An 11,388-nucleotide genomic window follows, 5' to 3' on the forward strand; every position below is an offset into this window, starting at 1 on the left:
GGGCCGGCCGGCACGCGCATCGGCTTCGTGCGCGCCGGCGCGGGCACCGGCGCCACGCATGCGACGCTCGGCTACGACTACACGCTCAGCAAGCGCAGCAGCCTGTACGCGTACACGACGCGCCTGGACAACCGCGCGAACGGGGTCTACGACTTCGCGATCAACGGTCTGGGTGCCACGCCGGGCGCGACGCTCAAGGCGTACGTGCTCGGCATGCGCCACAACTTCTGATCACGCGGCCTGCTTCTAAGCCCGCTTCTGCGCCGCGATCCAGCGCTCGACGATCTCGCCCAGCACGTCCAGCGGCACGGAACCGTTGCGCAGCACGACGTCGTGGAACGCGGGCAGCGAGAACTTCGCGCCCAGTTCCTGCTTCGCGTGCTCGCGCAGGTCGATGATGCGCAGCATGCCGATCATGTACGCGCACGCCTGGCCCGGCCACGCGACATAGCGCTCCACTTCCTGCGCGCCGATGCCGTAGGCGATCGCCTGCTCGCGCGTCCAGCCCTTCGTGTGCAGGCCCGTGTCGACGACGAGCCGGCGCGCGCGGAACAGTTCCGAGCCGAGGGCGCCCAGCAGGCCCGGGACGTCGCCCTCGTACCAGCCCTGCTCCACCGCGAGCCGCTCCGCATACAGCGCCCAGCCTTCGCTGTGCGCGCTGCCGCCGCCGAAGATGCGCTGGGCGCGGAACTTCGGCAGGTCCGTGCGCTCCTGCTGGATCGCGAGCTGGAAGTGGTGGCCCGGGACGGCCTCGTGGTACGACAGGCTGCGCATGCGGATCACGTCGAACGTCGGCCCGCGCATCGGCACCCAGAAGATGCCGGGTCGGCTGCCGTCCGGCGCGGGCAGCGAATAATGCGCCGCGGCCGACGGCTCCGTCAGCGGCGGCTCGCGGCGCACGTCGACCGGCGCGCGCGGCTTCAGGTCGAACAGCGCGTCGCTGCGTTTCAATGCGTCCTGCACGATGCCCGCATAGCGCTGCAGCAGTTCGGGGCGCGGATCAGGGTTACCCAACCCCGCGGTCTTGGGCTGGAACGTCGCGTCCAGCTGCTTCATGCGCTCTTCGATGCCGCCTTCCGCGTAGCCGAGGGCGCGCAGGTGCTTGTCCATCTCGGCCTCGATGCGCGCCACTTCGCGCAGGCCGATCGCGTGGATCTCTTGCGCCGTCAAATTCGTGCTCGTATAGGTCTTCAGCGCCTGCTGGTAGGCGGCCGCGCCGTTCGCCAGGCGCGCGATGCCGGCCGTGTCGTTCGTCTTCGGGTGCAGCTCCGCCATGTAAGCCTGCACGCGCAGGTACGCGGGGCGGATCTTCGTCTCGACGATGCGGGTGGCGTCGGCGATGGCGTTGGCGCGCGCATCCGGCGCCAGGTCCGCGAGCTTTTCGGTGCGCTGGGCGAACGTCGTCACGAGGACGTTCTGCTCGGCCGCCGGCTTCAGGAACAGGTCGACCTGGTATTGCGCGCGCTCGAGGATGAAGCGGGGCGGGATCAGGCCACGCCCCGTGGCGGCGCGGGCGCGCGCGAGGGCTTCGTCCATGCGCGTGGCCACCTGGTCCAGGCGCGCCAGGTAACTGGCGACGTCGGACGCGCGGCGCAGCGGATGCGTCGTCGTCATGAAGTTGACGAGGCCGATCTGCGTGCCGCCGAACTGGTTGAAGACGAACTGGTAATCCTCGTACGGCGCGCTGGCGACCGTGTTGGCCAGGCTCCAGCGCATCACGGACGCGGACGTGCGCTGTTCTTCGCCCAGTGGTCCGGCGAGGAATTTATCGAGCCGCGCGACGCCGGCCTGCGCCAGCGCGATCATCTTCTTGCGGTGCGCGGCCGTCAACGGCGTGAGCTGGCGATCCAGCGCTTCCTGCTCGGCGCCGTCGAAGTATTGCGTCGACGTGGCGAGCTGCGGATTGGCGCGGACCCAGTCGGCGGCGAAACGGTCGGACCAGGTGTCGAAGGCGGCGTCGGGTTTGACCGCCTGTGCGGTTTGCGCGGCCGCCGCGATGTTTGGCGCGGCGGTGCCGAGGACGAGGGGAACGAACAGGGTGGCGATGGCGGCGGCCGTGCGGGCGCGCGCGTGAAGATGGTTCTTGGGCATCTCTCTCTTTTCCATGGATAGTGGTAGTCGCCGGCTCGGTAAGCCTGGCGATGGCAATCTATCATGGATGAGTCTGCAAGAGGGCCGGGGTTACGCGTTTACCTCAGCCACCGCGGCGGAAACGGGAACCGGCCCCGCATACTTCCGCGTGAGCCACGCACGCACCGGCCGGTCGAACCAGCGCAGCAACGCGTACGCCAGAAGCACGATACCGATCTGCGATGCCGCCGCCACCAGCGCCACCCGCGCAGGCGCCGGATGCGTATTCCAGTTCCAGTGCGCGAACAGGTAGACGAACGCGTAGTGGACGACGTAGACGGGATAGGACAGTTCGCCCATGAACCGGCACAGTGCGCCGATCGCGCCCTCGGTCCGGGTCACGCCCGCACCCGCGGCCAGGACCAGCGGGAACACGACGATCACGCAGGCCGCTTCGAACAGGCCGTTCCAGGTGCCCATCTGGGGCGCCACGAAGATCGCGGCCAGCACCAGCGACAGGACGACGAACGGTTGCGGCACCGCCAGCCGGAACCCCGTCCGGTACACCAGCAGCCCGGCCAGGAATGGACAGGCGAGGCGCACCGGAGCGGCCCAGAAATCGGCCCATCCCCAGCCGTGGCTCAGGTCATTGAAATGATGCGCCGTCCACACCAGCGCGACGGCGCTCAGCACGCACAGGCCCACGTGCAGGCGCCGGGTCAATCTGTGCCCGAAGACGCCGTACAGGACGTTGGCGATGTATTCCTGGAACAGCGTCCAGCACGGCCCATTCAGCGAATGCGTTTCGCCGAAGCTGTTCGGCACGTTCGGCGTCGGCAGCAACAGCACGCTCAGCGCGATCGTGCCTGCGAACGCCGCGAGCGAGATCTTTTCGCCGATGCGCTGGGTGTCGCCGACGAACGGATCGAGCAGGTACACCGTCACGCTGATCGCCAGCGCCGCCAGCGTCATCGGATGGAGGCGGATCAGGCGGCGCTTGAAGAACCCGGACAGGGACAGCGCCTCGCGGGGCGCGGCGTGCGGCGCCAGGCGCGCGTCGTAGGCGTGGCCGAGAACGAATCCGGACAGCGCGAAAAAGAAATCGACGGCCAGGAAGGCATGGCCCATCGGGTTGTGGGCGATGTCGGGCACCATCATTTCCCAGAAATGGAACATGAGGACGCAGAGCGCGGCCGTACCGCGCAGGCCATCGAGGGCTTCGTAATGGGATTTCATCGGGGGCATAGGTTGAGGTCTCCGTTTTTTTGGGTAGAATGCCGGAGTGCAATAGGTATTTACAATGGCTTTGTCACAGTCCGGATTCCGCTGTTGCGAGACGGTTGCGGCGCCCATCGAACGGGCGGCGCCCCGTCCCCGTGCGCGGGTCGCTTACACGTCAACGATCAACCAGTGAAACAACGCACCTCACGCTATGTCGTCGCAATCCTGGCCTGCACGGCCGCCGGCGGCGTGTTCGCGCTGCCGTACATCCTGCGCGGCGCCGGCTGGAGCGCGCTGCTGTCCGTCACCATCAATTGCTGGCTGTGGGGCGCGCTGACGCCGCTTATCAGGCGCCTGCACGACCGCCTGGCCGCGACGTTCCGGCGCGCCCTGCCCCTGCTGGCTACCCATGCCGTGTGCGGGCTGGCGTTGACGGCGCTGTACGTCCTGACGGCGGCGGCCGTGGAAGACCGGCTCGGCCTGCTCGACTGGGATCCCTGGAGCCAGCCCCTGGGCCTGCTCGACTGGTTCTATTGGGCGATGCTCGTGTACTGCGTCATCATCGGTGCGCTGACCGGCCTGAAATACTATCGGCGGGTGCTCGTCGACGCATTGCAGATCGAGCGCTTGCAGCGCGGCTTTCTCGAAGCCCAGTTGAACACGCTGCGCACCCAGCTCGATCCGCACTTCCTGTTCAACGCGCTGAACGGCATTTCCGCGTGCGTCGAGCACGAGCCGAGGGTGGCCCGCCGCATGATCGAGCACCTGGGCGACCTGCTGCGCTTCACGCTCGACACCCGGAACCGGAGTGAGGTGAGCCTGGCCGACGAAGTCGAGTTCCTCGAGCATTACTTCGCACTGCACCGGATGCGCTTCGCCGAGCGCCTGGCGGTCACGGTGTCCGTCATGCCCGACGTGGCGCACACGCGCGTCCCGTCGCTGCTGTTGCAGCCGCTGGTGGAAAACGCGATCCGCCACGGCATTGCGGTCCGCGCGTCCGGCGGCAAGGTCGACGTGTCGGCGCGGCGCGTGGGCGACCAGGTCGAGATCCGCGTGACCGACGACGGCGTCGGGCTGCCGCCCGGCTGGACGATGGACGCCGCGCGCGGACTGGGCATCAGCGTGACGCGCGACCGCCTGGCGGCCATGTACCCGTCCGGTGCCAGCGTGTTCGCCATCGCGCCCCATCCCGGCGGCGGCACGCAAGCGACGATCGTCCTGCCCCTGACTTGAACGAGGAGATGCCGCGCATGCCGCCCGCCAGTCCATTGAAGATACTCGTCGTCGACGATGAAGCGCCGGCGCGGCGGCGTCTCGTCGACCTGCTGGCCAGGGTAGACGGGGTCGGCGAGGTGCTCGAAGCCGGGGACGGCGCGGCGGCCGTGCGGATGATCGCCGAGCATCGCCCCGCCGCCGTCTTCCTGGACATGCAGATGCCAGGGCCGTCCGGCCTGGACGTCGTCGGCACCGTCGGTGCCGGCCGCATGCCCGTCACCGTCTTCGTCACCGCCTACGACCAGTATGCGGTCCGCGCGTTCGAGGCCAGCGCCCTCGATTATCTGTTGAAGCCGTTCAGCGACGAACGCTTCGAGGCGGCCATGCGGCGCGTCCTCGCGCGGCTGGAAGAACACCGTCCAGCCGAAGAACCGCCGCGCTGGGACCGGCTGGTGGTAAAAACCGCGGGCGCCACGCACATCGTCAAGACGACGGACATCGACTGGATCGAAGCCGTCGGCGTCTACGTCAACCTGTACGTCGGCGGCAAGGCGCTGCTGTACCGGTCACCGATCCATGTGCTGGCCGACAAGCTGGATCCCGCCCACTTCGTGCGCATCCACCGCTCGGCCATCGTGAATCTCGAAAGCATCCTGCGCCTCGAACCGCTGTCGCACGGCGAGTTCGACGTGGTGCTGAAGCACGGCGGGCGGACGAAGGTCAGCCGCACCTACCGCGGCCAGTTGGAACAGCGCCTCGGCCAGGCGCTGTGAGTCCGCTCAGGGCTCGTCCGCGACGATCTCCAGCGCCCGCACGCCATCCCACCCCTTGGCCAGCCGCCAGTCGCGCAACGCCCCTTCCACGACGACCTGCCAGTGCGTGCGCTCCAGGTCCGGCAGCGCGACGCTGAACGAGCCGTCCGGCGCGGGCTTCACGAACACGCGCAGGTCGCGCCGCGGCAGGGTCGGATGCGCGAGGTAGATGGTGAACGGCGCCGCTTGTCCCGCCAGGCGGCCGGCCAGCGTGCCCGCGCGCGGATCGTATTCCGCCCGCAGCGACAGGCCCAGTGCCGTCGCCGCGCGGTCGCGGCGCAGGTCCTGGTTGATGGCCTTGCCCTGCTTGTAATAGTCGTCGACGACGAGGGCGTCCGGGTGGCCGGCGGCCAGCCAGGCCACGTAGCCGCCGCCGGCCAGCACGGTCGCCGGTCCGAGCATCAGGAGCCACGGCCAGCGGTGGGTGTACCAGGGAGTCGGAGTCGCGTGGATGTTGTATACTTATTATTTAAGCGCGGCACGATGAAGACGGCCTTCTCGGTCACGCGCAGTGCCGGATCGTCCTGCGCCGTCACGGTGAACGTCAGCGCATTCGATCCCGTGCGTGCGGCGCCATGGTCCACGCGCACGCGCAGGGGCACCGCACGCGCGGAGGCGCCGTCGAGCTCGACGAGGTCTTCGTCGGCGATCGCGGCCGACGGGATGCCGGAGACGCCGATGTGGAACAGGTGCGGACGCTCGCCCGTGTTCATCAGCTGCAGGCGGTACACGTTCTCGATCTTGCCGTCTTCGACTTCGCGGCCCATCGAGCCGCGGTCGCGGATCACGTCCAGCTTCAGCGGCGTGCGCAGCGCCAGCGCGGTGCCCAGGCCCGCCGCCATCAGGACGAACACGAGGCCGTAGCCGAGCGTGCGCGGGCGCAGCAGGCGGGCGCGGATCTGCTTCGCGTTCCAGCCGCCGGCGAGTGCGTTCTCGGTCGAATAGCGGATCAGGCCACGGGGCCTGCCTACCTTGTCCATCACGCCGGAACAGGCGTCGATGCAGGCAGCGCAGCCGATGCATTCGTACTGCAGGCCGTCGCGGATGTCGATGCCGACGGGGCAGACCTGCACGCACAGCGAGCAGTCGATGCAGTCGCCTCGGCGGTCGCCACCGTTTGCGCTGTCGCGCGCAGCATTGCGTTCCATCTTGCGCGGTTCGCCGCGCGCCGTGTCGTAGCTGACGATCAGCGTGTCGCGGTCGAACATCGCGCTCTGGAAGCGGGCGTACGGACACATGTACTTGCACACCTGCTCGCGCATCCAGCCCGCATTGCCGTACGTGGCGAAGCCGTAGAACAGGATCCAGAACGCTTCCCACGGGCCGAGGCCCAGGTGCGCCACCGCGTCGCCCAGCGCGCGGATCGGCGTGAAATAGCCGACGAAGGTAAAGCCCGTCCACAGCGCGACCGTGCCCCAGGCGAGGTGCTTGGCGCCGCGCTTGCCCAGCTTTTCCAGTGTCCACGGCTGGCGGTCGAGGCGGATGCGCGCACTGCGGTCGCCTTCGATGCGGCGCTCGATCCACAGGAAGATCTCCGTGTAGACCGTCTGCGGGCAGGCATAGCCGCACCACACGCGCCCCGCCACGGCGGTCACGAGGAAGAGGCCGTACGCGCAGATGATCAGCAGGCCCGCGAGATAGATGAAATCCTGCGGCCACAGCACGAGGCCGAACAGGTGGAACTTGCGCGCGCCCAGGTCGAACAGCACGGCCTGGCGGCCGTGCATGGACAGCCACGGCAGGCCGTAGAACAGCGCCTGCGTGAGCCAGACGCAGGCCCAGCGCAGGGTGGCGAACGGGCCCTTCACCTCGCGCGGATGGATGTCCTCGCGCCTGGCGTACATCTTGATGACCGCCTCCTTGGGCGCGCGCGCGTTCATTTTGCCGCCACCTCGCGGGGCGTGCCCGGCGTGTTGGACAGCGACCAGACGTAGGCGGCCAGCACGTGCGCCTTGCCTTCGCCGAGGAATTCGCCCCACGCGGGCATCGTGTTGTTGCGGCCCTTGCGGATCGTCTCCATGATCGTCTCCGCGCTGCCGCCGTACAGCCATACCTTGTCGGTCAGGTTCGGCGCGCCCAGCATCGGATTGCCGTGCGCGTCGGGGCCGTGGCATGCGGCGCAGGCGGCGAACTTCGGCTTGCCGAAGGCGACCTTGATCGGGTCGGCCGGCGCGCCGGAGAGACTCATCACGTAGTGCGCGACGTTTTCCACGTCGTTGTCCGAGCCGAGCGCCGCCCCCATCGGCGGCATCTGGCCGTTGCGGCCCTTCATGATCGTTTCCTTGATCACCGACGGTTCCCCGCCGTACAGCCAATCGGTATCCGTCAGGTTCGGGTAGCCCTTGTTGCCGCGCGCATCCGAGCCGTGGCATTGCGCGCAGTACGTGAGGAACAGGCGCTCGCCGATGGCGTGGGCCTGCGGATCGCCTGCCACGTCCTTGAGGTCGCGCTTCAGGTATTGCGCGAACAGGGGGCCGTAGTCGGCATCGGCCTTCGCCAGTTCCTGCCTGTACGCGCCGGCCGATTGCCAGCCGAGGCGGCCCGCATAGCTGCCGAGGCCCGGATACAGCACCAGGTAGCCGATGGCGAACAGGATCGTCAGGTAGAACATGAACATCCACCAGCGCGGCATCGGCGTGTTCAGTTCCGTCAGGTCCTCGTCCCACACGTGGCCCGTCGTCTTTTCGGGCTGGCCGTGTTCGTCCAGGCGCACCTTGTGGCGCGACTGCGACCACAGCAGGATCGCGCAGCCCGCGATGCCCAGCACCGTGATCAGGACGATGTACCAGTTCCAGAAACCGCTCGTGAAGTCAGACATAGTCGTCCTCCACTTCTTCATCGGCAAAGGGCAGCGCGGCCGTCGCGGCGAAATCCGGTTCCTTGCGCAGCAGGAAGGTCCAGGCGAGGATGCCCAGGAAGGTGGTGAAACTCACGACCGTCATCACGCGACTCGCGTCGTCGAATATATGTTGGATGGCCATCTCAATTCCTCGATTTGATTTGCGTGCCGAGACCCTGCAGGTAGGCGACCAGCGCGTCCTGCTCGGTCTTGTCGGCCAGCTGCGCCGGCGCGTCCTTGATGTCCTGCTCCGTGTACGGGACGTTCAGGCGCTGCATCGCGCGCATCTTCGGCACGATCGACTGCGGGTCCAGTTTCGCCGTGGCGAGCCACGGATAGCCGGGCATGTTCGATTCCGGCACGACGTCGCGCGGGTTGTCGAGGTGCGTGCGGTGCCACTCGTCCGAGTAGCGGCCGCCGACGCGCGCCAGGTCGGGGCCGGTGCGCTTGGAGCCCCACTGGAACGGGTGGTCGTAGACGAATTCGCCCGCGACCGAATAATGGCCGTAGCGCTCCGTCTCGGCGCGGAACGGGCGGATCATCTGCGAGTGGCAGTTGTAGCAGCCTTCGCGGATGTAGACGTCGCGGCCCGCGAGGCGCAGCGGCGAATACGGCTTCAGGCCGGCGACGGGTTCGGTGGTCGAATGCTGGAAGAACAGCGGCACGATCTCGACGAGGCCGCCGAACGAGACCACGACCAGCACGAGGCCGATCAGCAGCCAGGGGTTCTTCTCGATCCACTCATGGGTGAATTTCATGGTTATGCTCCTGCGTGTTCTATCAGGCGTGTTCCGGGACCGCATGCGTCGTGCCATGCGAAGGCAGTGCGGGGATGCGCGCGTCGACGGACTTCGTGCCGCGCATCGTCAGCCACGTGTTGTACGCCATCAGGCACATGCCGGTCAGGTACATCAGGCCGCCGCCGAAACGGATCACGTAGTACGGATACGTCGCCTTGACGCCTTCGACGAAGGTGTAGGTCAGCGTGCCGTCCGGGTTCACGGCGCGCCACATCAGGCCCTGCATCACGCCGGCGATCCACATCGCGGCGATGTACAGCACGATGCCGATGGTGCCGAGCCAGAAGTGCGTCTCGACGAGCGCCATGCTGGCCATCTGCTTCTTGCCGGCGAGGCGCGGGATCAGGTAGTACAGGGAACCCATCGTGATGAAACCGACCCAGCCCAGCGCGCCGCCGTGCACGTGGGCGATGCCCCAGTCCGTGTAGTGCGACAGCGAGTTGATCGTCTTGATCGACATCATCGGGCCTTCGAACGTGGCCATACCGTAGAACGACAGAGACACGATCATGAATTTCAGCAGCGGGTCCGAGCGCAGCTTGTGCCACGCGCCGGACAGGGTCATGATCCCGTTGATCATGCCGCCCCACGACGGCGCCAGCAGGATCAGCGAGAACACCATGCCGATCGACTGCGTCCAGTCGGGCAGCGCCGTGTAGTGCAGGTGGTGCGGACCGGCCCACATGTAGGTGAAGATCAGGGCCCAGAAGTGCACGATCGACAGGCGGTACGAGTACACCGGACGCTCGGCCTGCTTCGGGATGAAGTAGTAGACCATGCCCAGGTAGCCGGCCGTGAGGATGAAACCGACGGCGTTATGGCCGTACCACCACTGGATCATCGCGTCCTGCACGCCGGCGTACATCGAGTACGACTTGAACAGCGTGACGGGCATCGACATGCCGTTGACGATGTGGAGGATGGCCACCGCGAGGATGTAGCCGCCGAAGAACCAGTTGGCGACGTAGATGTGCTGCACGCGGCGCTTGACGATGGTGCCGAAGAAGACGACGGCGTACGCGACCCACACGACGGCAATCAGGATGGCGATCGGCCATTCCAGCTCGGCGTATTCCTTGCCGCGCGTGAAGCCCAGCGGCAGCGTGATGGCGGCCGCCATGAGCACCGCCTGCCAGCCCCAGAACGTGAAGGCGGCCAGCCGGTCGGAGAACAGCCGCACCTGGCAGGTGCGCTGCACGACGTAGTACGACGTGGCGAACAGGCCGCAGATGCCGAACGCGAAGATCACCGCGTTCGTGTGCAGCGGCCGCAGGCGGCCGTACGTGAGCCACGGGATATCGAAGTTCAATGCCGGCCAGGCGAGCTGCGCGGCAATCCACACGCCCGCGAGCATGCCGATCACGCCCCAGACGACAGTTGCGACGGCAAACTGGCGCACGATCTTGTAGTTATAGTTTAGACTGCTGTCCAAGGTGCACTCCCTGAAGAATAAGAAAGACGACACCGTCAGGGTAGGTTTCCTGGGGGTTCCAAATCCTTGATGTGAATCAAAAATTCCAGATTGGGTCCAAGGAAGGAGCCGGCTTCTTCCTCGATGTTGCTGAAAGCAGACTGGCGTTTTGAACGGACGATATGAAGTGCGTCAAACATGACGCTCACAACGAAGAGGACGAGGACCATGCCGCCAATTTCACCTAAACTCCACGAGCAACTCGGCCAGCGCCTGCACAAGGCGCGCGAGGATGCGCTGGCCGCCGTGCGTGCGCGCACGGATGGCGATACCGACGACCGCCCGGCGATCTCGCCGAATGCCCATATGGGCCAGAACGACGACGCGCCGGCGGGCGAGATGCTCAGCCATAACGAGGAACACCTGGCCGAACACGAAGCGAACCTGCTGCACGAGATCGACGCGGCGATCGGGCGCCTGGAATCGGGCGCGATCGGGATCTGCGAGTCGTGCGGGCGCGATATTCCGGAAGCGCGGTTGCTGGCGACGCCGACGGTGCGGACGTGTATCGCTTGCCAGGAGCGGATCGAGAAGGAACAGCGGACGGGCCGTGGGCCGAGCATGTAATACCTTCGCTTGCGCGGATCACCGTCATCCCCGCGCAGGCGGGGACCCATACTGAGCCTCTGAAGTCGAACGCCGAGATCCGCCCGGGTGTTTCCGACGTACTGAATGCTGATCTTCAGCATGGGTTCCCGCCTGCGCGGGAACGACGGAGTCCGTCAATCGTCGTCGCCGAGAATCCGCAACGCCGGCCCTTCGAGATCGTCGAACTGCCCGCTGTCCGCCGCCCCGAAGAAGACCCGCACCGCGTGCCAGGAGCGGATCGAGAAGGAACAGCGGACGGGCCGCGGGCCGAGCATGTAACGTCGTCCCCGCGCACGCGGGGACCCATACTGAGCCTCTGAAGTCGAACGCCGAGATCCGCCCGGGTGTTTCCGACGTACTGAATGCTGATCT

12 protein-coding genes and 1 pseudogene are annotated in these 11,388 nt (G+C 67.0%); 4 read left to right on the top strand and 9 right to left on the bottom strand.

Annotated features, from left to right (window positions below; genetic code table 11):
• Window positions 1–231: pseudogene (locus ACEN88_RS15175) on the top strand (porin); the annotation flags it as partial.
• Between the two features lie 15 nt (window positions 232–246).
• Here ACEN88_RS15175 and ACEN88_RS15180 read toward each other — a convergent pair.
• Window positions 247–2,091: a DUF885 domain-containing protein gene (locus ACEN88_RS15180; protein WP_413340832.1), complete on the bottom strand. Its 1,845-nt coding sequence runs from the start codon at window positions 2,089–2,091 to the stop codon at window positions 247–249.
• Between the two features lie 90 nt (window positions 2,092–2,181).
• Window positions 2,182–3,306 (bottom strand): acyltransferase family protein, encoded by a 1,125-nt coding sequence (locus tag ACEN88_RS15185; protein WP_413340833.1) that lies wholly within the window; start codon window positions 3,304–3,306, stop codon window positions 2,182–2,184.
• A 174-nt stretch (window positions 3,307–3,480) separates the two neighbouring features.
• Between ACEN88_RS15185 and ACEN88_RS15190 the strand changes: the two genes are divergently transcribed.
• Both ACEN88_RS15190 and ACEN88_RS15195 read left to right on the top strand, forming a co-directional pair.
• Window positions 3,481–4,524, top strand: a complete 1,044-nt coding sequence (locus ACEN88_RS15190) for a sensor histidine kinase (protein ID WP_413340835.1) — start codon at window positions 3,481–3,483, stop codon at window positions 4,522–4,524.
• Window positions 4,521–5,279: a LytR/AlgR family response regulator transcription factor gene (locus ACEN88_RS15195; RefSeq protein ID WP_413340836.1), complete on the top strand. Its 759-nt coding sequence runs from the start codon at window positions 4,521–4,523 to the stop codon at window positions 5,277–5,279. The genes ACEN88_RS15190 and ACEN88_RS15195 overlap by 4 nt, the downstream gene beginning before the upstream one ends.
• A gap of 6 nt (window positions 5,280–5,285) precedes the next feature.
• Here the strand turns inward: ACEN88_RS15195 and ACEN88_RS15200 are convergent, their stop codons facing one another.
• From ACEN88_RS15200 to ccoN, 6 genes are read right to left on the bottom strand one after another with little or no spacing between them, the layout of a single operon-like run.
• Entirely contained in the window at window positions 5,286–5,720 is a 435-nt protein-coding gene (locus ACEN88_RS15200) for a FixH family protein (RefSeq protein WP_413340838.1), read from the bottom strand.
• Complete coding sequence (ccoG, locus tag ACEN88_RS15205; RefSeq protein ID WP_413340840.1) at window positions 5,720–7,198, bottom strand: cytochrome c oxidase accessory protein CcoG; 1,479 nt, start codon at window positions 7,196–7,198, stop codon at window positions 5,720–5,722. Before ccoG ends, ACEN88_RS15200 begins: the two co-directional genes overlap by 1 nt.
• Window positions 7,195–8,136, bottom strand: coding sequence for a cytochrome-c oxidase, cbb3-type subunit III (ccoP, locus tag ACEN88_RS15210; protein ID WP_413340842.1), 942 nt, complete (start codon window positions 8,134–8,136; stop codon window positions 7,195–7,197). The genes ccoG and ccoP overlap by 4 nt, the downstream gene beginning before the upstream one ends.
• Complete coding sequence (locus tag ACEN88_RS15215; RefSeq protein WP_413340844.1) at window positions 8,129–8,299, bottom strand: CcoQ/FixQ family Cbb3-type cytochrome c oxidase assembly chaperone; 171 nt, start codon at window positions 8,297–8,299, stop codon at window positions 8,129–8,131. The genes ccoP and ACEN88_RS15215 overlap by 8 nt, the downstream gene beginning before the upstream one ends.
• A gap of 1 nt (window position 8,300) precedes the next feature.
• Complete coding sequence (ccoO, locus tag ACEN88_RS15220; protein WP_413340846.1) at window positions 8,301–8,915, bottom strand: cytochrome-c oxidase, cbb3-type subunit II; 615 nt, start codon at window positions 8,913–8,915, stop codon at window positions 8,301–8,303.
• Window positions 8,916–8,937: 22 nt separating this feature from the next.
• Window positions 8,938–10,389: a cytochrome-c oxidase, cbb3-type subunit I gene (gene ccoN, locus ACEN88_RS15225; RefSeq protein ID WP_413340848.1), complete on the bottom strand. Its 1,452-nt coding sequence runs from the start codon at window positions 10,387–10,389 to the stop codon at window positions 8,938–8,940.
• Window positions 10,390–10,596: 207 nt separating this feature from the next.
• Between ccoN and ACEN88_RS15230 the strand changes: the two genes are divergently transcribed.
• On the top strand, window positions 10,597–10,995 hold the full coding sequence (locus ACEN88_RS15230) for a TraR/DksA family transcriptional regulator (protein ID WP_413340850.1): 399 nt from the start codon (window positions 10,597–10,599) through the stop codon (window positions 10,993–10,995).
• Between the two features lie 155 nt (window positions 10,996–11,150).
• On the opposite strand, the gene ACEN88_RS15235 is transcribed toward ACEN88_RS15230, so the two are convergent.
• Window positions 11,151–11,291 (bottom strand): cbb3-type cytochrome oxidase assembly protein, encoded by a 141-nt coding sequence (locus tag ACEN88_RS15235; protein ID WP_413340851.1) that lies wholly within the window; start codon window positions 11,289–11,291, stop codon window positions 11,151–11,153.
• Between the last annotated feature and the right edge of the window lie 97 nt (window positions 11,292–11,388).

It is taken from the genome of Massilia sp. CT11-108, from assembly GCF_047302915.1.
GTDB classification, from domain to species: domain Bacteria; phylum Pseudomonadota; class Gammaproteobacteria; order Burkholderiales; family Burkholderiaceae_D; genus Telluria; species Telluria orientalis.

What these genes read in the sequence shown, in the direction of transcription:
- ccoO (WP_413340846.1), bottom strand. Translation starts at nt 8,915, where the DNA reads ATGAAATTCACCCATGAGTGGATCGAGAAGAACCCCTGGCTGCTGATC.
- ACEN88_RS15215 (WP_413340844.1), bottom strand. Translation starts at nt 8,299, where the DNA reads ATGGCCATCCAACATATATTCGACGACGCGAGTCGCGTGATGACGGTC.
- ACEN88_RS15180 (WP_413340832.1), bottom strand. Translation starts at nt 2,091, where the DNA reads ATGCCCAAGAACCATCTTCACGCGCGCGCCCGCACGGCCGCCGCCATC.
- ccoP (WP_413340842.1), bottom strand. Translation starts at nt 8,136, where the DNA reads ATGTCTGACTTCACGAGCGGTTTCTGGAACTGGTACATCGTCCTGATC.
- ACEN88_RS15230 (WP_413340850.1), top strand. Translation starts at nt 10,597, where the DNA reads ATGCCGCCAATTTCACCTAAACTCCACGAGCAACTCGGCCAGCGCCTG.
- ACEN88_RS15235 (WP_413340851.1), bottom strand. Translation starts at nt 11,291, where the DNA reads ATGCTCGGCCCGCGGCCCGTCCGCTGTTCCTTCTCGATCCGCTCCTGG.
- ccoG (WP_413340840.1), bottom strand. Translation starts at nt 7,198, where the DNA reads ATGAACGCGCGCGCGCCCAAGGAGGCGGTCATCAAGATGTACGCCAGG.
- ACEN88_RS15185 (WP_413340833.1), bottom strand. Translation starts at nt 3,306, where the DNA reads ATGAAATCCCATTACGAAGCCCTCGATGGCCTGCGCGGTACGGCCGCG.
- ACEN88_RS15200 (WP_413340838.1), bottom strand. Translation starts at nt 5,720, where the DNA reads ATGCTCGGACCGGCGACCGTGCTGGCCGGCGGCGGCTACGTGGCCTGG.